The 21,860-nt window shown below is 69.3% G+C and carries 17 protein-coding genes; 4 read left to right on the forward strand and 13 right to left on the reverse strand.

The window, feature by feature from the left end; all coding sequences use genetic code 11:
* Positions 1-493: 493 nt before the first annotated feature.
* The 10 genes from FHT37_RS12105 to polA all read right to left on the reverse strand — a co-directional run bounded on the left by FHT37_RS12105 (position 494) and on the right by polA (position 12,911).
* A complete protein-coding gene (locus FHT37_RS12105) occupies positions 494-2,002 on the reverse strand; it encodes a tripartite tricarboxylate transporter permease (RefSeq protein ID WP_091725382.1) in 1,509 nt (502 codons plus the stop codon).
* A 10-nt stretch (positions 2,003-2,012) separates the two neighbouring features.
* Complete coding sequence (locus FHT37_RS12110; RefSeq protein WP_147241798.1) at positions 2,013-2,480, reverse strand: tripartite tricarboxylate transporter TctB family protein; 468 nt, start codon at positions 2,478-2,480, stop codon at positions 2,013-2,015.
* A gap of 204 nt (positions 2,481-2,684) precedes the next feature.
* On the reverse strand, positions 2,685-4,523 hold the full coding sequence (locus FHT37_RS12115; RefSeq protein ID WP_183482961.1) for a GspE/PulE family protein: 1,839 nt from the start codon (positions 4,521-4,523) through the stop codon (positions 2,685-2,687).
* 77 nt (positions 4,524-4,600) lie between these two features.
* The gene (locus tag FHT37_RS12120) at positions 4,601-5,437 is read right to left on the reverse strand and encodes a spermidine synthase (protein ID WP_310739744.1); all 837 of its coding nucleotides are present in this window, start codon (positions 5,435-5,437) and stop codon (positions 4,601-4,603) included.
* Between the two features lie 43 nt (positions 5,438-5,480).
* On the reverse strand, positions 5,481-6,008 hold the full coding sequence (locus FHT37_RS12125; RefSeq protein ID WP_091731318.1) for a DNA-deoxyinosine glycosylase: 528 nt from the start codon (positions 6,006-6,008) through the stop codon (positions 5,481-5,483).
* Positions 6,001-6,828 carry a TatD family hydrolase gene (locus FHT37_RS12130; protein WP_183481605.1) on the reverse strand — a complete coding sequence of 276 codons (828 nt, stop codon included), beginning with the start codon at positions 6,826-6,828 and terminating at the stop codon, positions 6,001-6,003. Before FHT37_RS12130 ends, FHT37_RS12125 begins: the two co-directional genes overlap by 8 nt.
* A 44-nt stretch (positions 6,829-6,872) precedes the next feature.
* Complete coding sequence (gene purU / locus FHT37_RS12135; RefSeq protein WP_091731323.1) at positions 6,873-7,763, reverse strand: formyltetrahydrofolate deformylase; 891 nt, start codon at positions 7,761-7,763, stop codon at positions 6,873-6,875.
* 106 nt (positions 7,764-7,869) lie between these two features.
* Positions 7,870-8,601, reverse strand: a complete 732-nt coding sequence (locus FHT37_RS12140; protein WP_255489623.1) for an ABC transporter ATP-binding protein — start codon at positions 8,599-8,601, stop codon at positions 7,870-7,872.
* 10 nt (positions 8,602-8,611) lie between these two features.
* Positions 8,612-9,880, reverse strand: coding sequence for a lipoprotein-releasing ABC transporter permease subunit (locus FHT37_RS12145; RefSeq protein WP_183481613.1), 1,269 nt, complete (start codon positions 9,878-9,880; stop codon positions 8,612-8,614).
* 253 nt (positions 9,881-10,133) lie between these two features.
* Complete coding sequence (polA, locus tag FHT37_RS12150; RefSeq protein ID WP_183481616.1) at positions 10,134-12,911, reverse strand: DNA polymerase I; 2,778 nt, start codon at positions 12,909-12,911, stop codon at positions 10,134-10,136.
* 114 nt (positions 12,912-13,025) lie between these two features.
* On the opposite strand from polA, the gene FHT37_RS12155 reads away from it, so the two are divergent.
* The 4 genes from FHT37_RS12155 to FHT37_RS12170 all read left to right on the forward strand — a co-directional run bounded on the left by FHT37_RS12155 (position 13,026) and on the right by FHT37_RS12170 (position 17,587).
* The gene (locus tag FHT37_RS12155) at positions 13,026-13,370 is read left to right on the forward strand and encodes a hypothetical protein (protein WP_183481619.1); all 345 of its coding nucleotides are present in this window, start codon (positions 13,026-13,028) and stop codon (positions 13,368-13,370) included.
* Positions 13,371-13,425: 55 nt separating this feature from the next.
* Complete coding sequence (locus tag FHT37_RS12160) at positions 13,426-14,409, forward strand: homoserine kinase (RefSeq protein WP_091725398.1); 984 nt, start codon at positions 13,426-13,428, stop codon at positions 14,407-14,409.
* A complete protein-coding gene (locus FHT37_RS12165; protein WP_091725401.1) occupies positions 14,406-15,242 on the forward strand; it encodes a BPSS1780 family membrane protein in 837 nt (278 codons plus the stop codon). The genes FHT37_RS12160 and FHT37_RS12165 overlap by 4 nt, the downstream gene beginning before the upstream one ends.
* A gap of 125 nt (positions 15,243-15,367) precedes the next feature.
* Positions 15,368-17,587, forward strand: a complete 2,220-nt coding sequence (locus tag FHT37_RS12170; RefSeq protein WP_183481622.1) for a PhoX family phosphatase — start codon at positions 15,368-15,370, stop codon at positions 17,585-17,587.
* Between the two features lies 1 nt (position 17,588).
* Here FHT37_RS12170 and FHT37_RS12175 read toward each other — a convergent pair whose 3' ends face one another.
* The 3 genes from FHT37_RS12175 to FHT37_RS12185 all read right to left on the reverse strand — a co-directional run bounded on the left by FHT37_RS12175 (position 17,589) and on the right by FHT37_RS12185 (position 21,793).
* Positions 17,589-18,830 (reverse strand): HipA domain-containing protein, encoded by a 1,242-nt coding sequence (locus FHT37_RS12175; protein WP_183481625.1) that lies wholly within the window; start codon positions 18,828-18,830, stop codon positions 17,589-17,591.
* Positions 18,831-18,889: 59 nt separating this feature from the next.
* A complete protein-coding gene (locus FHT37_RS12180) occupies positions 18,890-19,210 on the reverse strand; it encodes a helix-turn-helix domain-containing protein (RefSeq protein WP_147242296.1) in 321 nt (106 codons plus the stop codon).
* Positions 19,211-19,360: 150 nt separating this feature from the next.
* Positions 19,361-21,793, reverse strand: coding sequence for a UvrD-helicase domain-containing protein (locus FHT37_RS12185; protein ID WP_091725413.1), 2,433 nt, complete (start codon positions 21,791-21,793; stop codon positions 19,361-19,363).
* Positions 21,794-21,860: the final 67 nt, after the last annotated feature.

The raw sequence follows: 21,860 nt of genomic DNA on the forward strand, positions 1-21,860 counted from the left end.
GAGCGTCTAAAGATTTAACCTTCTCAGGTCGCTCGTTCAGACGCCCACGCTTATCGGCTGTAAATTCTTAAAGAACATCGAAGCCGCTTTCGCCAGCTCCGTCGCGTCGCTGATTTGTCGTCAGCAGCGCAGAAGCGAGATTATGAACGATTCTTTTTGAATCCGTCAAGCAGTCTGCGAAATTATTTTCAGCGTCGACTGCGAGAATCTCGCCACCAAATGAAAACCGGGACAAGCCCGGCCATTCATCCGACATCCCCAGCAGTTCCTCCGGGGGATTCGCTGCGAGACAGATGTCTGTGCAGCGAAGACCGCGACTGTAGCACAGCAAAAGAACGGCTCACAAGGACTACAAAGGAAAGTTGTTGACGACTGGCCGCGCCTCGCACGAATCGCCGCCAAGTCCTTGTCGCACCGTGCCGAGCCCTCACCGCTCAATGAAAAAGACCCGCCGAAGCGGGTCTTTCCAAGGAGGCAATGTCGGAAGCGGAACTCAGTCCGCGTCCTGGAACGCTTCCTCGCGCTTGTTCTTGATGGAAGGCAGCATCACGACGACCACCATCAGCGCCGCCGCGATCAGCAAGCCGGCGGACAACGGCCGGGACAGGAAGGTGCTCCAGTCGCCCCGCGACAGCAGCAGCGCGCGGCGCAGGTTCTCCTCCATCATCGGGCCGAGGATGAAGCCCAGCAGCAGCGGCGCGGGTTCGCAGCTCAGCTTGTAGAAGATGTAGCCCACCACCGCGAAGGCCGCCGTCATGAACACGTCGAAGTTGTTGTTGTTCAGCGTGTAGGTGCCGATGCAGCAGAACACGACGATGGCCGGGAACAGGAAGCGGTAGGGCACCGTCAGCAGCTTGATCCAGATGCCGATCAGCGGCAGGTTCAGGATCACCAGCATCAGGTTGCCGACCCACATCGAGGCAATCAGCCCCCAGAACAGTTCCGGGTTGCTGGTCATGACCTGCGGGCCGGGCTGGATGCCCTTGATGGTCATCGCGCCCACCATCAGCGCCATCACCGCGTTGGGCGGGATACCCAGCGTCAGCATGGGGATGAAGGAGGTCTGCGCGCCGGCGTTGTTCGCCGACTCCGGACCCGCTACACCCTGGATGGCGCCCTTGCCGAACTTCTCCGGGTGCTTGGAGAGCTTCTTCTCCAGCGTGTAGGCCGCGAACGAGGACAGCAGCGCGCCGCCACCGGGCAGCACGCCCAGCACCGAGCCCAGCGTGGTGCCGCGCAGCACCGCCGGCCAGGCGTCGTGGAAGTCCTGCTTGGTCGGCCACAGGCCCTTCACGCTCTTGGTGAAGACCTCGCGATGCTCGGCCGGCTGGCCCAGGTTCGCGATGATCTCGCCGAAGCCGAAGATGCCCATCGCGATCACGACGAAGTTGATGCCGTCGGTCAGCTCGGGGATGTCGAACGAGAAGCGCGGCGTGCCGGAAATGACGTCGGTGTTGATCTGTCCGAGCAGCAGGCCCAGCAGGATCATCGCGATCGCCTTGACCAGCGACCCCGAAGCCAGCACGACCGCGCCGATCAAGCCCAGCACCATCAGCGAGAAGTACTCGGCGGGACCGAACTTGAAGGCCAGCTCGGTCAGCGGCGGGGCGAAGGCCGCGATGACGACCGTGCCCACGCAGCCGGCGAAAAACGACCCCAGGCCGGCGGCCGCCAGCGCGGCGCCCGCCCGGCCCTGGCGGGCCATCTGGTAGCCGTCGATCGCGGTCACCACGGACGACGATTCGCCGGGCACGTTGATCAGGATCGCGGTGGTGGAGCCGCCGTACTGCGCGCCGTAGTAGATGCCGGCAAGCATGATCAGCGCCGGCGTCGCGTCCAGCGAATAGATCGAGGGCAGCAGCATCGCGATCGTCGCGACCGGGCCGAGGCCGGGCAGCACGCCGATCAGCGTGCCCAGCACCGCGCCGCCGAAGGCATAAAGCAGGTTCTGCAGCGTGAACGCGGTGCCGAACCCCAGTATCAGGTTGTTGATCAGATCCATGTGGGTCTCCTCAGCCGCCCAGGAAGGTGGGCCAGACAGGGATCACCAGGTTCAGACCCCAAACAAAGATGCCCCAGCTGCCGATGGTCAGGACCACGCTGCTGAGCAGCGCGTCGCGCCAGTGGAATTCATCGCTGGCGAAGGAGACGCAGGTGATGAGCAGCGGCAGCGTGACGACCATGCCCAGCCGCGGCAGCGCGAAGCCGAACAGCACGATCGAGCCCACCACGATCAGCAGCGGCTTCCAGGCGAAGGCGCCGACCGGCTGGCCGCCCTCCGACTCGATCGTCAGCGCCTTGAACAGCACCACCGCGCCAAGCAGCGCGAGCAGGATGCCCAATCCGAACGGGAAGTAGGCGGGCCCGGGGCGGGCCGAGGAGCCAAAGCTGTAGTTCACTGCCGAGCCCCACGCGAACGCGACGCCAACGACCACGAACATCAGCCCTGACCAGAAGTCGCGTTGACTCTTGATCTTCATCGAGGGAACCTCTAGCGGCATGAATGGCGGCGATTCTAGGAATCGAGCCCCCTCCAGGCTCTGTGGTTATCACGTAATGGACCACACCGCCCCTCGCCCCGCCCATGCGGGGAGCTTCACACCCCCGTAGGCATGGGGCCCGCGCGCTGTCTGCGGGGACTTACCCGCCCCATGAGCGAGGGGCGTCCGCGCGACGTCCGCCGCTCAGTTTTCCCAGGTGGGCGTGCTGCGCAGGACCTCTTCCATCGTGGTGAGGCCTTCAGCGACCTTCATGGCGCCGGCCAGGCGCAGCGGGCGCAGGCCTTCCTGGAGCGCCTGCCGGCGCAGCGCCGACATGTCGGTATTGGGGTGCAGATGCTTGCGCACGCTGTCGGACATCAGCAGCAGCTCGTACAGGCCGGCGCGGCCGCGGTAGCCGGTGTTGCGGCAATCCAGGCAGCCGACCGGCCGGTACGGCTTGACGCCGCCGTTCAGGCGCCACGGCTTGAGCATCTCGTTGAGCGACTCCCGCGTGACCTCGGGATCCGGCGCCTTGCAGCTGGGGCACAGGGTCCGCACCAGGCGCTGGGCCAGCACGCCGATCACCGTCGCGTCGATCAGGTAGTTCGGCACGCCCAGGTCCACCATCCGGGTGATGGCCGACGCGGAATCGTTGGTGTGCAGCGTCGAGAACACCAGGTGGCCGGTCAGCGAGGCCTGGATCGCCATCTCGGCGGTCTCCAGGTCGCGGATCTCGCCGACCATGATGATGTCCGGATCCTGGCGCATCAGCGCGCGCAGGCCCTCGGCGAAATTGAAATCGATGGCGGGCTGCACCTGCGACTGGTTGAACGCCGGCTCGATCATCTCGATCGGGTCCTCGACGGTGCAGACGTTGACCTCCTCGGTGGCCAGGCGCTTGAGCGTCGAATACAGCGTCGAGGTCTTGCCGCTGCCCGTCGGGCCGGTGACCAGGATGATCCCGTGCGGACGCGCCGTCAGGCGGGTCCAGCGCTCGGCGTCGTGGCCGGAGAACCCGAGCTGGGCCAAATCCTTGACCGCCGTGTCGGGGTCGAAGATCCGCATCACCATCTTTTCGCCGAAGGCGGTGGGCAGGGTCGACAGCCGCATTTCCACTTCCTCGCCGGCCGGATTGCGCGTCTTGATGCGGCCGTCGAGCGGGCGGCGCTTCTCCACCACGTCCATGCGGCCGAGCAGCTTGATGCGCGCGGTCATCGCGCTCATCACCGAGGGCGGCAGCTGGTAGACGGTGTGCAGCACGCCGTCGATGCGGAAGCGGATCACGCCCATCTCGCGGCGCGGTTCCAGGTGGATGTCGCTGGCGCGCTGGTCGAAGGCGTACTGCCAGAGCCAGTCCACCACCTGCACCACGCCCTGGTCGTTGGCGTCGAGCTGGCGGTTGCTGCGGCCCAGCTCGACCAGTTGCTCGAAGCTGGCCGGCTGGTTGACCTCCCCGCTCTTCGTCGCCGCGCGCACCGACCGGGCCAGCGTGAAGAACTCGGTCGTGAAGCGCGAGATCTCCTGCGGATTGGCCAGGACCAGCTTCACCCGCTTGCGGGTGTGGGACTCGATCTGCGGCACCCAGCCGGCCTCCAGCGGCTCCGCGGTGGCGATGGTCACGTCAGTCAGGCCGACCAGGATGGGCAGGCAGCGCCGGGCCTCGGCGTAGCTGGCGGACATCACGTCGGCGACGCGGCCCACGTCGACCTTGAGCGGGTCGATGCGGACATACGGCAGCTTCAGGCGGCCGGCCAGCCATTCGGTGAGCGCCTCGATGTCCAGCGGCCGGCCGTTGGCCGCGCGGGTCAGGCCGGCGTTGCCCAGCCGGATCAGCGGATGCTGCGCGCTGTGGCTCGCGCCGAAGCGGGCCTCGGTGCGCTGGACCTGCTCGGCGTCGATGACGCCATCCTCCGCGAGCCAGTGCAGCAGCTGGCGCCACTCGAGGCGCTGGCCGCCGCCCTCGGCGGCCTTGGGCTTGGCGGGCCCGGGGGCGCTCGCCGGCGGGCGCGGCACGCTCGTTGGCGCGCTTGTTGTCGCAGTCATTGGCGCGGTGGATGGCGCCGGGCTGGCGGCCGGCGCGCCCTTGTCCTTGGCGCTGGTCGACGGGGTGTGCTTCATGGTCACTCGCCGGAGTCCGCGGCGGCGGAAGCCGCGTGGAGTTGCTGGATCACGTTCATCGGCAGCGGCCGCACCAGCTTCAGCCATTTGCGCGCCGGCAGCTCGTGTCTGGCCTCGATGTGGTCGGCGCGCTGCTCGATCACCTCGCGGGTCGGCACCTCGACGCCGCGCGCGGCCACGACGATGGTGTTGCCCTCACGGGTCGGCGTCAGGTGCCAGACCTGGTCGGTGCCGAACACCTTGGCGATCCGCGCCGCGCTGCGCGCGAAGCTGGCGCTGCGGCCGAACAGGTTCACCGTCATGAGCCCGCCGTCGGCCAGCACGCGACGGCAGTCCGCGTAGAAGGCTTCATCGTCCAGCACCGGCGCCGCCGCCTCGTGGTCGTAGAGGTCGACGTTCAGCACCTGCGCCATGCCCCAGTTCGCCGCGTCGGCCACCCACTGGCCGGCGTCCTCGTTGAGCACCCGCAGCCGCTCGTCGTCGTCGGGCAGGTGGAACCAGTGCCGGTTGGCGCTGATGACGGTCGGGTTGATCTCGACCGCGGTGGTCTTCATCTTCAGCTGCTTGCGGCAGAAGCGCGTCAGCGCGCCGGCGCCCAGGCCCAGCTGCACCGCCTGGCCCTGGGTCATCTCGCGGGTGTCGCGCCAGAGCATCCAGGCCATCATGCGCTGGACGTATTCCAGCTCCAGCTTCTCCGGCTTCTTGACCCGCATCGCGCCCTGGACCCAGATCGAGTCCAGATGCAGGAAGCGCACGCCGTCGAATTCGCTCAGCGTCGCCTCGACCCACTCGGTCTTTCTGCCGCCCTTGTTGTTCTTCGAGTCCCGGTGCTTGCTCACGGCTGTCGTTCCCATGCCGGGTCCTCGGGGGCCCGCGCTGTGCTCAGGTGTCGTTCGAAGGCCCGGCGAGTTCCCGCCAGGCGCGAAGCTTGTCATCGTAGGGCATCGTGTAGGCGGGGCTGGAGCTGGGCAGCCCCAGGACGCGGTAACGGGCTGCAAGCGGGCCGAGCTGCCGGAGCCCGAAACGCAACGCGGTGCCGCCATTGAAGCCGATCGTGCGCAGCGCCGGCAGTTGCGCGATCAGTCGCCCCAGGTCGCTGGCGAAGGGATTGCGGATCGCGCTGTCGAGGCTGCCGGCGCGCTCGGTCTCGGTGATGACGTCCCAGACGGCGATGCGATGCGCGCGCAGCGCGGCCAGGCGTTCCGCGTAGCCCATGGCGACGAGGTCGACGCCGAAGACCTCGCCGACCAGGCGCCAGAACTGGTTGCGCGGATGGCCGTAGTACTGCTGCGCGCGCAGCGAGGCCACGCCGGGAAAGCTGCCCAGCAGCAGCCATTCGGCGTCGGGCGCATGCACCGGCGCCAGGCCCTGCCAGCGTGTCGCGTCGAAGGCGGCGCCCGCGTCAGCCATTGGATGGCAGGAGCGCGGCCAGCCGCGGCAGCGCGGCGTGCGCATTGCGCGTGGTGATCGCGGCGGCCTGCTCTGGCGTCCAGCCGCGCAACCCGGCCAGGCACGCACCGATGCGCGGCAGCTCGCCCGGCTCGTTGCGCGAGCTCGCGCCGGCGGCGCGCTCCTCGGCGGTGCGATACAGCCAGTGCGGCGGGATGTCGGGCGCGTCGGTCTCGACGACGAGCGCCTCTTCCGGCAGCTCGGCCGCCAGGCGGCGGATCTGCAGCGAGCGGTCGAAGGTCACCGTGCCGCCGAAGCCCAGCTTGAAGCCCAGCGCGAGGAAGGCGTCCGCCTGCTGCCGGCTGCCGTTGAAGGCATGGCCGATGCCGCCGGTCTCCAGGCCGATGCGGCGCAAGCCGGCAAGCAGCGGGTCCGCGCTGCGGCGCACATGCAGGATGACCGGCAGCCCGTGGCGCTTCGCGAGCTTCAGCTGCTCCAGGTAGAAGAACCGCTGCCTGGCCTCGTCCAGGTCCTTGACGAAGAAGTCCAGCCCGATCTCGCCGATGCCGACCAGCCGCGGATCGTCGCGGCACTCGGCGAGCATCCGGTCGAGCCGCCCGAGGTCGTCCTCGCGCGCCTGCATCACGTAGAGCGGATGGATCCCGAGCGCGTAGCTGAACCCCTGCGCGTGCGCCAACGCCCTCACCCGCTCGAAGTTGCCGGCGACCACCGCCGGGATCACGATCTGCGACACCCCGGCCGCGCGGGCGCGCGCCACGACGGCGTCACGATCCGCGTCGAACTCCGACGCGTCGAGGTGGCAATGGGTGTCGGTCCACATGGGTCCGCGGGGCTCCACCGACGGCGGCGCGGTCCGGGGACCGCTCAGCGGAAGACCACCGTGCGGTGGCCGTTGAGCAGCACGCGGTGTTCGGCATGCCACTGGATCGCTCGGGCGAGCGTCACGCATTCGGTGTCGCGGCCGATGGCCACCAGCTGGTCCGGCGTCATCGAGTGGTCGATGCGGGCCACGTCCTGCTCGATGATCGGGCCCTCGTCGAGGTCGGAGGTCACGTAGTGCGCGGTCGCGCCGATCAGCTTGACGCCGCGCTCATGGGCCTGGTGGTACGGGCGCGCGCCCTTGAAGCTGGGCAGGAAGCTGTGATGGATGTTGATCGCCCGGCCTTCCAGGAAGCGGCACATCTCCGGCGACAGGATCTGCATGTAGCGCGCCAGCACGACCAGGTCGATCTGCTGCTCCTCGATCAGATCGCGGATCTTGCGCTCCTGGGCCTGCTTCTGCTCGTCGGTCGCGTGCAGCAGCGGCAGGTGGTGGAAGGGGATGTCGTGCGAGGCGGCCAGCTGATAGAAGTCGCGATGGTTGGAGACGATGGCCGGGATCTCGATCGCCAGGTGGCCGGTCTGCACGCGGAACAGCAGGTCGTTCAGGCAGTGTCCGAGCTTGGACACCAGCAGCAGCACGCGCGTCTTGCGCTGCGCGTCGACCAGTTCCCAGTCCATCGCCAGCCGGCCGGCCAGCGGGGCGAAGGCCTCGCGCAGGGCGGCGGCGGGACGGGGCGTGGCGCACTCGAACTCGATCCGCATGAAGAAGCGGCGGTGGTCGGCGTCGCCGTGCTGGGCCGAGGTCAGGATGTTGGCGCCCTGCTCCAGCAGGACGCCGGTGACGGCGTGGACGATGCCGGCCTGGTCGGGGCAACTGAGCTTCAGGATGAAGCGGGTGGACGGGGCGTCAGGGGAATGCGTCGAGGCGGTCATGATGCCGCGCATCGTAATCCAGCGGCCGCCGCGGCCCGGGGCGGCCCCGGGCCGCATGCCTCGCGATCGGGCAACCCAGCCTCGATGCCGGGCTGCGTCGCCCGGCTCAGGTTGTCGTCGGCTGCAGCGGCTGCAGCGCGCCGCCCACCAGGCGGCGCTGGTGCTCGCAGCGCATCGCCAGGTCCTGGTCGTGCGTGACCATCACGAAGGCGGTGCCCAGCTCACGGGCCATCTCCAGCATCAGGTCGAAGACCGTCGCCGCGGTGCTGCGGTCCAGGTTGCCGGTGGGCTCGTCGGCCAGCACGCAGGCCGGGCCGGTGACCAGCGCGCGGGCGATGGCCACGCGCTGGCGCTCGCCGCCGGACAGTTCGCCGGGCCGGTGCTGCACCCGCGCGCCCAGGCCGACGCGCGACAGCACCCGGGCCGCCTGCTCCCGCGCCTGCTCCTGCGGCACCCGGCGGATGCGCAGCGGCATCGCGACGTTGTCCAGCGCGCTGAATTCCGGCAGCAGGTGGTGGAATTGGTAGATGAATCCCAGGTGCTGGTTGCGCCACTCGCCGCGCGCCTGCTCGCCGAGCGAGCCCAGGTCCCGTCCCATCAGCTCGACCCGGCCGGCGGACGGCTTGTCCAGCCCGCCGAGCAGGTGCAGCAGCGTGCTCTTGCCGGAGCCCGACGCGCCCAGCACCGCCAGCGTCTCGCCGGCCTTCACCGTGAGATCCAGGCCGTGGAAGACCTGCACGTCGAGCGGTCCCTCGACGAAGCGCTTGCCCAGGCCCAGGCCCTGCAGCACCACCTGCCCGGCGGGAATCCGCGCGGCGGCGGCCACTGCCGGCTTCATGTCCTTCCCCTCATTCATAACGCAGCGCCTCCGCCGGTTGGACGCGGCTGGCACGCCAGCTCGGGTACAGCGTCGCGACGAACGCCAGGATCAGCGAGGTCACGGTGATCGGCACGATGTCCGACCACTGCGGATCGCTCGGCATGTGGCTGATCACGTAGATGCTGGCCGGCAGGAAGGTGGTGTGCAGCAGCCGCTCGATGAAGGGGACGATCACGTCCAGGTTGTGCGCGACCACCAGGCCCAGGCCCAGGCCGCCCAGCGTGCCGATCACGCCGGCCAGCGCGCCCTGGATCATGAACACGCCCATGATCGAGCGCGGACTCGCGCCCAGCGTGCGCAGGATCGCGATGTCAGCCTGCTTGTCGGTCACCGTCATCACCAGCGTCGACACCAGGTTGAAGGCCGCGACCGCCACGATCAGGGTCAGGATGATGCCCATCATCCGCTTCTCGACCTGGACCGCGTCGTACCAGTTCGCGTTGGTGCGGGTCCAGTCGCGCACGTAGATGGCGCGGCCGTCCTGCAGCATCTGGCGCTGCAACTGGGCGCCGACCTCGCGCGCCTGCTGGACGTCGCGCAGCTTCAGTTGCACGCCGCTGGGCGTGCCGGTGCGGAAGACCTTGGCGGCGTCGGCCACATGGATCAGCGCCAGGCCGCTGTCGTACTCGTAGTGACCCGCCTCGAAGACACCCACCAGCGTGAACTGGCGCAGCGTCGGCTGCACGCCCAGCGGCGTCACCTGGCCCGAAGGAATCGCCAGCGTGATCTTGTCGCCCCGCTGCACGCCCAATTGACGCGCGAGTTCCACGCCCAGGATCACGTTCCACTGGCCAGGCACCAGGCGCGCCAGCAAACCCTCCTTCGCCAGCTCCGCCGCGATCGGCGTCACCCCCGGCTCGAAGGCCGGGTCGATGCCACGCACGATCGTCCCGCGCATGTCGGAACCGCGCGCAATCAACGCCTGGCCCGCGACGAACGGCGCGGCGGCAACCACCTCGGGATTCTTCTTCGCCGCATCGGCGACGGCGCGCCAGTCCGGCAAACCCTCGCCGCTGTCGTTCAGCAACTCCACGTGCGCGATCACCGACAACATCCGCGAACGCACCTCCTTCTGGAAGCCGTTCATCACGGAGAGGACGATGATCAACGCGGCAACACCCAGCGCGATGCCAAACATCGACACGCCAGAAATGAAGGAGATGAAGCGGTTGCGGCGCCCCCCTCGCCCAGCTCGCGTGTAGCGCCAGCCGATCTGCAACTCATAGGGCCAATTCATAGGGGGTGGATGCTAACCGCTCCCTTTCGGCTGAGCGCTTAGGGGAGGCTGATGAGCGACGGCTTGCGGAACAGGCCCGAGGCCGTCGGCGCCGCTCGCAGGGCGCCAACTCGCTCCGCTCACCTGCGGTTCGCTTTGCTCGGACAGACGGCGCCCCAGTCAGTTCTGGAAGCTCGCAGCACCAACGGCCTCGGGCCTGTCCCGCAACCCGCGATGCACCGAGTCGCACCCCCTGCGTCGTCTGCGCTCTTCGTCAGTGCGCCTCGTCCCAGTTGGCGCCGACACCCACTTCGGCCAGCAGCGGCACCTTCAGCGCGGCAACGCCAGCCATCAGCGTCGGCACCTCGGACTTCACCCAGTCCAGCTCCTCGTTCGGCACCTCGAAGACCAGCTCGTCATGCACCTGCATCACGATGCGCGTCTTCTTCCCCTGCTCGTCCAGCGCCTGCTGCACCGCGATCATCGCCAGCTTGATCAAGTCAGCCGCCGTGCCCTGCATCGGCGCGTTGATGGCCTGGCGCTCGGCGCCGCTGCGCCGCGGTGCGTTGCCCGAATTGATCTCCGGCAGCCACAGCCGGCGACCGAAGACCGTCTCCACATAGCCCTTCGCCTTGGCGAATTGCTTGGTGTCGTCCATGTACTGGCGCACGCCGGCGAAACGGGTGAAGTAGCGGTCGATGTAATCCTTCGCCGCCTTCTGCTCGATGCCCAGCGACTGCGCCAGACCGAACGCGCCCATGCCGTAGATCAGGCCGAAGTTGATCGTCTTGGCATAACGGCGCTGCTCCGGCGTGACCCCGTCCAGCCCGCCGCCGAAGACCTCCGCGGCCGTCGCCCGGTGCACGTCCTGGCCCTCCTGGAAAGCCTTGAGCAGGCCGGGGTCCTCGCTCATGTGCGCCATGATCCGCAGCTCGATCTGCGAGTAGTCCGCCGACACGATCACATGGCCCGGCGGCGCGATGAAGGCCTCGCGCACGCGGCGGCCGTCCGCCGTGCGGATGGGGATGTTCTGCAGGTTGGGCTCGTTGCTGGACAGCCGGCCCGTCACCGCCACCGCCTGCGAGTAGGTCGTGTGTACCCGGCCCGTCTTCGCGTTGACCATCAGCGGCAGCTTGTCGGTGTAGGTGCTCTTGAGCTTGGACAGCGCGCGGTACTCGAGGATCTTGGCCGGCAGCGGGAAGTCCGCCGACAGCTTCTCCAGCACCTCCTCGTCGGTGGACGGCGCGCCAGTGGCGGTGCGCTTGACCACCGGCAGGCCCAGGCGGTTGAACAGGATCTCGCCGATCTGCTTGGGCGAGCCGATGTTGAAGGGCTGGCCGGCGATCTCGTAGGCCGCCTGCTCGGCGGCCACCATGCGCTGGCCCAGGTCGGCGCTCTGCGCCTGCAGCCTGGCGGCGTCGATCAGCACGCCGGTGCGCTCGATGCGCGCCAGCAGCGCCGACACCGGCATCTCGACCTGCTCGTAGATGAACTTCAGTCCCGCGTCCGCCTCCAGCCGCGGCAGCAGCGTCTGGTGCACGTGCAGGCACATCTCGGAGTCCTCGCAGGAGTACTCCGACGCCTTCGCCACCTCGACCTGCGCGAACGGGATCTGGTGCGCGCCCTTGCCGCACAGGTCCTCGTAGCTCAGCCCTTTGCGACCCAGCACGCGGTCGGCCAGCGCCTCCAGGCCGTGGCTGCGATGCGCCTCCAGCACATAGCTCTCGAGCATCGTGTCGTAGGCCGTGCCCTGCACCGCGATGCCGTGGTTGGCCAGCACGTGGGTGTCGTACTTGACGTTCTGGGCGACCTTCTTCTTCAGCGGATCCTCGAACCACGGCTTCAGGCGGGCGAGCACCTCGTCCATCGGCAGCTGCTCGGGCGCGTCGGGGCCTTCGTGGCGCAGCGGGATGTAGGCCGCCTCGCCCGGCTTGACGCTGAAGCTGATGCCGACGATGCGCGCCTGCATCGGGTCGAGCGAATCGGTCTCGGTGTCGAAGGCGGCCAGCTCGGCCGCGTTCAGCTGCTCGATCCAGGCGTCCAGGCGCGACAGGTCGACGATGGTCTCGTAGCGCTTGTCCACGGGGATCGCCGGATGGGCATGCTGCGCGAACGCGTCGGGCGCAGTCGCGCCGCCCAGGTCCGCCTCCGGCGCGACGCGCTTGGGCGCCTCGCCGCCGAGACGGGCTTCCAGGTCGCGCTTCCAGGTCTTGAAGCCGTTGCGCGCGTAGAACTCCAGCAGCCCCGCCTCGTCGACCGGATTGAAGGCGAGCGCCTCCAGCGCCGGCCAGCCGGTCACGTGCAGGCACAGGTCGCAATCGACCTTGACAGTCACCAGCTTGCGGCCCATCGGCAGCCAGTCCAGCGCCTTGCGCAGGTTGTCGCCGGCCACGCCCTTGATCTTGTCGGCGTTGGCGATGACGCCGTCCAGCGAGCCATGCTCGCCGATCCACTTGGCCGCGGTCTTGGGACCGACCTTCTCGACGCCGGGCACGTTGTCGACCGTGTCGCCCATCAGCGTCAGGTAGTCGATGATCCGGTCCGGCGGGACGCCGAACTTGGCCACGACGCCGGCCTCGTCCAGCTTCTCGTTGCTCATCGTGTTGATCAGCGAGACATCCGGCGTCACCAGCTGCGCCAGGTCCTTGTCGCCGGTCGAGATCACCACCTGGTGCCCCGCCTGCGCCGCCACCCGCGACAGCGTGCCGATGCAGTCGTCCGCCTCGATGCCGGGCACGGTCAGCACCGGCCAGCCCAGCAGCTTCACCACCTCATGGATCGGGTCGATCTGCGCCCGCAGGTCGTCGGGCATCGGGGCGCGCTGGGCCTTGTACTCGGGGTACCACTCGTCGCGGAAGGTCGGGCCGGAGGCGTCGAAGACGCAGGCGGCGTGCTCGGCGCCGTAGTCGTCGCGCAGCTTCTTCAGCATCGCCACCATGCCGTGGATGGCGCCGGTGGGCTGGCCCTCGGGCCCGCGCAGGTCGGGCATGGCGTGATAGGCGCGATAGAGGTAGCTGGAACCGTCGACCAGCAGCATCAGAGGTTTGCTCATCCCGCCATTGTTGCAGGCGCGCGCCATCCGCCGTGTCAGCAGCCTGCGCCTGACGCGGCCCCTCGCCCGGGGGAACAGGGTTTTCGAGGAGGCGGGCATAGAATCGGCGCCACCATGAAAACCACCCGCCACGCCGCCCTGTTCGCCCTCCTGGCCGCCACCGCGCTCCAGGTCCACGCGGCCGACGCGCCGCCCCCGGCCCCGGCGCCCGCCGAAACGGTGAAGTTCCGCGACGTGCCCGAGGTGAAGGTCGAGCAGCTCGTCAACGAAGACGACAAGGTCCGCATCGAGGAGACCCGGGTGCGGGGCCTGACCCAAAAGGTCGTGGTCAAGAACAAGGACAGCAAGGCGCCCGAGTACGAGATCCTGCTCGGCGACGGCGGTCGCGACATCCCCACCCGCCAGGGCGCCGACCGCGGCAACGCGGGCTCGCGGGTCTGGCGCCTCTTCAATTTCTGACCGCCCCGGCGCGACCCGCGCGGGTCGGCCCCCGGTCCGTTCCCTTTCCCCCTTCATGGCCGTATTCACCGACGTCTCGACCGAGCAGGCGCAAGCGCTGCTGGACACCCTGGCCCTGGGCGAGCTGCAGGCGCTCAAGGGCATCACCGCCGGCATCGAGAACACCAACTACTTCGTCACCACCGTCCGCGGTGGCGAGTCGCACGAGTACGTGCTGACGATCTTCGAGCGCCTGAGCTTCGAGCAGTTGCCCTTCTACCTGGAGCTGATGCGGCACCTGGCGCGCAAGGGGGTGCCGGTGCCCGCGCCGCAGCCCGACGCGCAGGACCGCATCCTGCACACGATCGCCGGCAAGCCGGCCGCGGTCGTGGACAAGCTGCGCGGCGGCCACCAGCTCGCGCCGGACCAGTTCCACTGCGAGCAGGTCGGCGCCGGCCTGGCCCGGATGCACCTGGCCGGCCAGGATTTCCCGCTGCACCAGGACAACCTGCGCGGCCTGCCCTGGTGGCGCGAGACCGTGCCGCTGGTGCTGCCGCACCTGGCGCCGGACCAGGCCGCGCTGCTCAAGGCCGAGCTCGCCTTCCAGGAACAGCTCGCGCCCAGCGCCGCGGCGCTGCCGCGCGGCCCCATCCATGCCGACCTGTTCCGCGACAACGTCATGTTCGACGGCCTGCCCGGCCGGGAGATGCTCAGCGGCTTCTTCGACTTCTACTTCGCCGGCGTCGACATCTTCCTGTTCGACCTGTGCGTCTGCCTGAACGACTGGTGCATCGACCTGGACAGCGGCCGCCTGGACGAGCAGCGCGCCACCGCCTTCGTCAAGGCCTACGAGTCGGTGCGCCCGCTGAGCGGCGCCGAGCACCGCCTGCTGCCGGGCCTGCTGCGCGCCGCCGCGCTGCGCTTCTGGATCTCCCGCCTGTGGGACTTCCATTTGCCCCGCGAGGCCAGCCTGCTCAAGCCCCACGATCCCACCCATTTCGAGCGCGTCCTGCGCGAGCGCATCGCCAAGCCGTGGCATGCGCTGGAGTCCCTCCCATGATCCTGCACCTCCAATCGGTCCCGCCGCGCAACGGCCTGCTGTGGGTGCGCCATGGACTGAAGGTGCTGCAGCGCAAGCCGATCGCGCTGATCGGCCTGTTCGGCCTGTTCGCGCTGTTCAACATCGCCATCAACTTCGTGCCGCTGATCGGGCAGGTGCTGTCGGCGGGCTCGCTGCCGCTGATGTCGCTGGGCTTCATGCTGGCCGCCCACCAGGTGCTGCAGGCGCAGACGCCCACCGCCTCGGTGTTCCTGCAGCCGCTGCGGCTCACGCCCGAGCGGCGCCGCGCCCAGCTGCTGCTGGGCCTGGCCTGCGCGCTGTCCCTGATGGCCGCCGGCGCGCTGTCGCTGCTGGTGGACGGCGGCGCGCTGCTGACGCTGCTCGAGATGCGCCAGAGCGGCCAGAGCGACGCCGCGATCGAGGCCGCCATGGCCGCCAATCCGATGCTCTTCTTCGGCGGGCTGCTGCGCATGGTCCTGCTGATGGCGGTGCTGGTGCCCTTCACCCTGGCCCCGGCGCTGATCCACTGGGGCGGCCAGGGCGTCATGCAGTCGCTGTTCTCGTCGGTGCTGGGCCTGTGGCGCAACAAGGGCGCCTATGCGCTGTTCGGCGTGGCCTGGATCGGGCTGAGCTTCGCCGGCCTGATCGTGCTGACCCTGTTCGCCGTGCTGCTGGGACAGCCCGGCCTGGCGCAGGTGCTGGCGGTGCCGCTGGTGATGGCGCTGGCCACGGCCCAGTTCTGCTCCATGTATTTCGTGTTCATCGACTGCTTCATGTTCGGCGCGCCCCGCGACCTGCCGGAGTCTCCCGGTACCCCGGGCACGCCCGGCTGACCCCCCGCCGGGCGCCCTGCGCCCGCGCGTTCCCCCGGACAGCGTCCTCACGACGATTTCACAGCATCGTCACTTGCTCTTCGCAGAATCCGCCCGCCTTTTCATTTGCAGCGGAGCCTTCAAGAATGAGCAAGCAGCACGACCTCGTGGCCAGCCAGTCCGACGTCAACGAGTACGACGAGGATGCCGTCCTCAACCCGTCCGCCAATCCCCATTTCGACGACATCCTCGCCGCGCGCCTGTCGCGCCGCGTCGCCCTGAAGGGTGGCATCAGTACCACCGCGGCGGCGCTGCTCGGCGGCTCGCTCCTGAGCGCCTGCGGCAGCGACGATGACAGCACCCCGGCTCCTGCGCCCGCCCCGGCACCCGCTCCGGCCGCGCTGAAGATCGGCTTCACCGCGGTCGCCAAGAACAAGAACGACCTGGTGACGGTGCCCGAGGGCTACAACGTCAGCATCCTGCACGCGCTGGGCGATCCGATGCACTTCGGCGACGAGTCCTGGAAGGACGACGGCTCCGAGGCCGCCGACTCCTACAACCGCCGCATCGGTGACGGCCACGACGGCATGTACTGGTTCGGCATGAGCGACGCCGGCGCCTTCGACGCCAAGCGCTCGGACCGCGGCCTGCTGGCGGTGAACCACGAGTACGTCGTCGCGCCCTACGGCCTGCACCCCGCCGGCCGCGCCGCGGGCGCCACGCGCAACGCCACCGAGGTCGAGAAGGAGATCTACGCGCACGGCGTCAGCGTCGTCGAGGTCAAGCGCGACGGCGCCAACACGACGATGGTGCGCGGCTCGCGCTACAACCGCCGCGTGACCTCGGCCACGACGATGGACATCACCGGCCCGGCCAAGGGCCACCTGCTGCTGCAGACGCTGTTCAGCCCGACCGGCGTGCAGACCCGCGGCACCAACAACAACTGCGCCAATGGCTACACGCCGTGGGGGACCTACCTGACCTGCGAGGAGAACTACCTCAACGTGATCAGCCGGGCCGCCGGCGATGACGCGCTGCGGGCGGGCGGCGCCAAGGAGGTGTCCAGCCTCAACCGCTACGGCCTGCCGCAAAACCGCAAGAGCCCCTACCTGTGGGACACCGCGGGCACGGCCGACCTGTTTGCGCGCTGGAACTCGTCGGTGACCGGCGCCTCCGCCGCGGCCGACTACCGCAACACGATCAACACCTTCGGCTGGGTGGTGGAGATCGACCCGTTCGCGCCGGACTCGACGCCGGCCAAGCGCACCGCGCTGGGCCGCTTCAACCATGAAGGCGCCTGGCCGGCGGAAGCCGTCGCCGGCAAGCCGATCGTGATCTACATGGGCGACGACTCGCGCAACGAGTACATCTACAAGTTCGTCTCCAAGGCCAACTGGGACGCGGCCGACATCGGCAAGGGCATGGCCGCCGGCGCCAAGTACCTGGACGAAGGCACGCTGTACGTCGCCAAGTTCAATGCGGACGGCACCGGCACCTGGGTGGAACTGAGCTTCGGCAAGAACGGCCTGGACGGGACCAACGCGACCTACGCCTTCGCCGACCAGGGCGACGTGCTGATCAACGCGCGCCTGGCGGGCGACGTCGTCGGCGCCACGAAGATGGACCGGCCGGAATGGGGCGCGGTGCATCCGACCAACGGCGAGGTCTACATGACCCTGACCAACAACAGCAACCGCGTGGCCAACACCGCGACGCCGACTGGCAGCCAGCTCAAGCCGGACGCCGCGAACCCGCGCTACTACGAGGACCTGAAGGGCGCCAGCTCGCAGAAGGGCAACCCGAACGGCCACATCATCCGCTGGAAGGAAGACGCGGCCGACGTGACCAAGATGACCTGGGACGTCTACCTGTTCGGCGCGCAGGCCGATGCGGCCGCAGACATCAACCTGTCCTCGCTCACCGATGTCAACGACTTCTCCAGCCCCGACGGCCTGTACTTCGACAAGCGCGGCATGCTGTGGATCCAGACCGACGACGGCGCCTACACCGACGTGACCAACTGCATGATGCTGGCGGCGCTGCCGGGCAAGGTCGGCGACGGCGGCGTGGCCACGGCCGCGGGCGGCACGCAGACCCGCGCCGGCGCCAAGGCCTCGGCCGACACGCTGCGCCGCTTCCTGGTCGGCCCGAAGGAGTGCGAGATCACCGGCATCGCGATGACGCCGGACCACAAGACGCTGTTCTTCAACGTGCAGCATCCGGGCGAGGAAACGACGCCGGACTGGGCGGCCAAGACCTTCGGCAGCTACTGGCCGGCCAACCAGGCCGACCCGACGGTGAAGAAGCGCCCCCGCTCCGCGACGGTCGTGATCACCCGCAAGGACGGCGGCGAGATCGGCATCTGAGCTAGCGCGCGATGTCCGGCGCGAGGGCGGCCTGGCGGTCGCCCTGCGCTTGCACCACGGCCAGGACGCTGTCGATCGCCGATCGCGACAGGTCCCCGGCCGGTTCCCCGGCGAACTCCCGCGTCATCTCTTCCGCGAGGCCCTGCGCATGCACGCGCAGGGCCTCGCTCATTCGTTTGAGCTCCAGCGCGAGCGCGCGCGGGGCGATGTCGGCGTCGCGGGCGAGCGCGGCCCACTCGTCGGCGCCGAAGGCCTGGGCGTCCGGCGCCCCGCCGGTGAGCCCGTGCGCCGGCGCCAGGCGCAGCCCGCCGTGGTCGACGAGGAAGCACACGTTGTCCAGCGAGGCCGGGCCGCTGCCGATGAGCTGACGGAACACGACCCAGCGCAGCAGCGAGCGGCTGTCGACCAGCGGCGTCGGGCTGTGCCGCAGCAGCGAAAACAGCGTCGGCAAGGACGCCGCCGGCTGGTCCAGCGCCTGCCGGGCGTCGATCGCGTGCAGCCGTCGCACCCGGCCGTCGTCCAGCCGCTGGCGGTCGAAGCGCTCGACCAGCAGGAGCGGCTCCGGCACCCGGTGCAGCTGCACGGCGGCGACGTCCAGGCCCGCGCGCGCGGCCAGACGCATGCAGAAATATTCGTTGAACGGCCGATCGGGCTCGTCAGGCGGCGCCGGCTTGAGCACATGCGTCGACGCCATCTGCGGCCCATCGACGAGGTACCAGCCGCCATCCGGCTCGACGTACACCCCGAGCTTGTCGCGGCACCCCGGCAGCGCGCCGCGCACCTGCCCGTCCCACGCGGCCAGCGGCGACGCGTCCGGGTGGCGCAGGCGTTCGGACAGCTCCTCGCGCGCGATGAGCCGCTGCGATGGACCGGCGCTGCGCTCGCGCTGCGTGTCGACCAATCGGACCGCGCCCGCCAGGTCGTGCCCGAGCCGCCGCAGCGCGCCGACCCGGTCGTCCGCCGCCAGGCCGAGCGCCGAGAAGGTGGCGCGCCGGAGCGCCCCATCCGGCAGCAGGCGGTCGAAGCAGCGCAGCACGGCGTCGTCCTGCGACTCGCTGCCCGGCCCGCCGCGCGCCGGCAGAGGCAGCGACGGCGCCAGCGGATACGCCAGGACCTCGGCGGTCCAGCGCGCCAGGTAGGCGAAGGACAAGCCTTGCGGCGAGCCCGGCTCGTCCGCCCCGACCGGGCGCAGCCACCCGACCTCATGCTCGTCGAGCCAGACCTCCAGCCCAGCCCGCCGCATGCCGACTCCCTCTCCCGCTTGCGGGAGAGGGAAGGGGTGAGGGCCAGCAGCCGTCGGGCTCATGCGCTCTCGTCGAGGTCGGAGAACTTCGAGTCGCGCGCGGTGCGGATCGCGCGCCGCACGACTTCCCGCTGCTGCGAGGGCACGGCGAAGAGGCTCACGCCCAGCGCTCTGGCGGCCTTGAGCACGGTGGACAGGCTCACGCCGCCTTGGCCGGTCTCGATATTGATCAGCGTCTGGCGCGACATGCCCAGCGCCTCGGCGGCTTCGACCAGCGGCAGGCGCGCCGTGGTCCGCGCGGCGCGCACGGCATTGCCGAGCGCGACCGCGTCTTCAATCATCGGATCGTCCGGGGGATCGATCGGTACGACAGTACGCATGGAGATTCCAGAATCAAAAACACAGTCATCGGATCTCCCTCCCGGCAATCGTGATTCCTGTTTGCTGGAATCTTTGATGCCCCGCGCATTCTGCGCTCATCCGGCCAGCACGGCATCCCGCAGGGCATGCCGGCCGCCGGACGCCCCCGTTCAATCGATCGGCGTCAGCTTGGCCACGCTGAGCGCCAGCCACTTCGTGCCATGGCGGCCGAAGTTGACCTGCGCCCGCGCGTCGGGCCCGCTGCCCTCGAGCGTCAGCAGCACGCCCTCGCCGAACTTGGTGTGGAACACGCCCTTGCCCACGCGCAGGCCGCCGTGCTCGTCGCCGGTCTTCTCGGCGGCGGACTGCTTCATCGCGCTGGGCACCGGCGCCTGCGGGAAACCGCCCGGATCGACGCGGCCCGCCCCCACCATGGACTTCAGTCCCGAGCCGCGCTGCCAGGCCTGCTGGTAGTCCCGCGCGAAGCCCGAACCGAAGCCCTGGTTGCGGGGCGTCAGCCACTTCAGCGTTTCCTCGGGCAGCTCCTCCATGAAGCGGCTCTTGATGTTGTAGCGGGTCTGGCCGTGCAGCATGCGCGTCTGGCAGAAGCTGATGTACAGCCGCTGCCGCGCGCGGGTGATGGCCACGTACATCAGCCGGCGCTCTTCCTCGAGGCCATCCGCGTCGGACAGCGAGTTCTCATGCGGGAACAGGCCCTCCTCCAGGCCGGTGATGAACACCGCGTCGAACTCCAGGCCCTTGGCCGAGTGGACCGTCATCAGCTGGATCGCGTCCTGCCCGGCCTGGGCCTGGTTGTCGCCCGCCTCCAGCGAGGCATGCGTCAGGAAGGCCGCCAGCGGCGAGATGATCTCGCCGGTCTCGGCGTCGGGCGTGGCCGGCGCCGCCGGCGCCACGGCGGCCGGCAGCCCGTCGGCGATCGCGCCCGGGGAATGCTCGTCCACCGGCAGCGCCACCGCGTCCTTGCCGAAGCCCTCCTGCGTCACGAAGGCCTCGGCGGCGTTGACCAGTTCGCCCAGGTTCTCCAGCCGCTCCTCGCCTTCCTTCTCGGCGCGATAGAACTCGGCCAGGCCGGAATGCTCGATGACGTGCTCGATGATCTCGCGCAGCGTCAGGCCGGTGGTGGCCTCGCGCAGCGCGTCGATCAGCGCGACGAAGTTGCCCAGGCTCGCGCCGCCGCGGCCGCCGACGGCGCCCACGCTCTGCACCAGCGAGCGCCCGCTCGGCCGCGCGGCGTCCTGCAGCTGCTCGATGGTGCGCGCGCCGATGCCGCGCGCCGGGAAGTTCACGACGCGCAGGAAGCTGGTGTCGTCGTTCGGGTTCTCGAGCAAACGCAGGTAGGCCAGCGCGTGCTTGACCTCGGCGCGCTCGAAGAAGCGCAGGCCGCCATAGACGCGGTACGGGATGCCCGCGTTGAACAGCGCCGACTCGATCACCCGCGACTGCGCGTTGCTGCGGTAGAGCACCGCGATCTCGCTGCGCGGCAGGCCCTGGCGATGCAGCGCCTGCGCTTCCTCGAGCAGCCACTGGGCCTCGGCGAAGTCGCTGCTGGCCTCGTGGACGCGCACCGGCTCGCCGGGGCCGGCCTCGGTGCGCAGGTTCTTGCCCAGGCGCCGGCTGTTGTTGCTGATCAGCGCGTTGGCGGCGTCCAGGATGTTGCCGAAGCTGCGGTAGTTCTGCTCCAGCTTGACGACCTGGCGCACGCGGTACTCGCGCTCGAAGTCGGCCATGTTGCCGACCCGCGCGCCGCGGAAGGCGTAGATGCTCTGGTCGTCGTCGCCAACGGCGAACACGCCCTGCCCGCGCCCCGGCGGCGCGAACATCTTCAGCCAGGCGTACTGCAGCTTGTTGGTGTCCTGGAACTCGTCGACCAGGACGTACTGGAAGCGGCGCTGGTAATGCTCGCGCACCGCCTGGTTGTCGCGCATCAGCTCGTAGGAGCGCAGCATCAGCTCGGCGAAGTCGACCACGCCTTCGCGGGTGCACTGGTCCTGGTAGGCCTGGTAGATGTCCACCAGCTTGCGGGTCTGCTCGTCGCGCAGGTCGATGTCCTTGGGCCGCAGGCCGTCCTCCTTGGCGCCGGCGATGAACCACGACACCTGCTTCGGAACGAAGCGCTCCTCGTCCAGGTTCATCGCCTTGATCACGCGCTTGATGGCGGAGACGGTGTCGCCCGCGTCCAGGATCTGGAAGCCCTGCGGCAGGCCGGCCAGCTTCCAGTGCGCGCGCAGGAAGCGGTTGCACAGGCCGTGGAAGGTGCCGATCCACATGCCGCGCACGTTCACCGGCAGCATCGCGGACAGGCGGGTGACCATCTCCTTGGCGGCCTTGTTGGTGAAGGTCACCGCCATCACGCCGGCGGGCGTGGTGTAGCCCTGGCTCATCAGCCAGGCGATGCGCGTGGTCAGCACGCGGGTCTTGCCCGAGCCGGCGCCCGCCAGGATCAGCGCGGGCTCCTGGCCCAGCGTCACCGCGGCGTACTGTTCGGGGTTGAGGTTGTCCAGCAGCCCGCGCGGCACGCGCGGCGTGAACAGGTCGTCTTGCGGCGGGGTCGGCCGGCCGTCGCCGAAATCCTGGGAATTCATCCAGCCATTCTAAGTTCCAGGCCGCACCGGCCGGTGACAGGAGGCCGGTCCGGCCCGGAGGCTGGCA

Source organism: Mitsuaria sp. BK037, assembly GCF_014193045.1.
In the GTDB taxonomy this organism is placed as follows: Bacteria; Pseudomonadota; Gammaproteobacteria; order Burkholderiales; family Burkholderiaceae_C; genus Roseateles.

What these genes read in the sequence shown, in the direction of transcription:
- FHT37_RS12155 (WP_183481619.1), top strand. Translation starts at nt 13,026, where the DNA reads ATGAAAACCACCCGCCACGCCGCCCTGTTCGCCCTCCTGGCCGCCACC.
- FHT37_RS12160 (WP_091725398.1), top strand. Translation starts at nt 13,426, where the DNA reads ATGGCCGTATTCACCGACGTCTCGACCGAGCAGGCGCAAGCGCTGCTG.
- purU (WP_091731323.1), bottom strand. Translation starts at nt 7,763, where the DNA reads ATGACCGCCTCGACGCATTCCCCTGACGCCCCGTCCACCCGCTTCATC.
- FHT37_RS12110 (WP_147241798.1), bottom strand. Translation starts at nt 2,480, where the DNA reads ATGAAGATCAAGAGTCAACGCGACTTCTGGTCAGGGCTGATGTTCGTG.
- FHT37_RS12125 (WP_091731318.1), bottom strand. Translation starts at nt 6,008, where the DNA reads ATGGCTGACGCGGGCGCCGCCTTCGACGCGACACGCTGGCAGGGCCTG.
- FHT37_RS12105 (WP_091725382.1), bottom strand. Translation starts at nt 2,002, where the DNA reads ATGGATCTGATCAACAACCTGATACTGGGGTTCGGCACCGCGTTCACG.
- FHT37_RS12175 (WP_183481625.1), bottom strand. Translation starts at nt 18,830, where the DNA reads ATGCGGCGGGCTGGGCTGGAGGTCTGGCTCGACGAGCATGAGGTCGGG.
- FHT37_RS12145 (WP_183481613.1), bottom strand. Translation starts at nt 9,880, where the DNA reads ATGAATTGGCCCTATGAGTTGCAGATCGGCTGGCGCTACACGCGAGCT.
- FHT37_RS12165 (WP_091725401.1), top strand. Translation starts at nt 14,406, where the DNA reads ATGATCCTGCACCTCCAATCGGTCCCGCCGCGCAACGGCCTGCTGTGG.
- FHT37_RS12170 (WP_183481622.1), top strand. Translation starts at nt 15,368, where the DNA reads ATGAGCAAGCAGCACGACCTCGTGGCCAGCCAGTCCGACGTCAACGAG.
- FHT37_RS12140 (WP_255489623.1), bottom strand. Translation starts at nt 8,601, where the DNA reads ATGAAGCCGGCAGTGGCCGCCGCCGCGCGGATTCCCGCCGGGCAGGTG.
- FHT37_RS12180 (WP_147242296.1), bottom strand. Translation starts at nt 19,210, where the DNA reads ATGCGTACTGTCGTACCGATCGATCCCCCGGACGATCCGATGATTGAA.
- FHT37_RS12185 (WP_091725413.1), bottom strand. Translation starts at nt 21,793, where the DNA reads ATGAATTCCCAGGATTTCGGCGACGGCCGGCCGACCCCGCCGCAAGAC.
- FHT37_RS12130 (WP_183481605.1), bottom strand. Translation starts at nt 6,828, where the DNA reads ATGTGGACCGACACCCATTGCCACCTCGACGCGTCGGAGTTCGACGCG.
- FHT37_RS12115 (WP_183482961.1), bottom strand. Translation starts at nt 4,523, where the DNA reads ATGACTGCGACAACAAGCGCGCCAACGAGCGTGCCGCGCCCGCCGGCG.
- polA (WP_183481616.1), bottom strand. Translation starts at nt 12,911, where the DNA reads ATGAGCAAACCTCTGATGCTGCTGGTCGACGGTTCCAGCTACCTCTAT.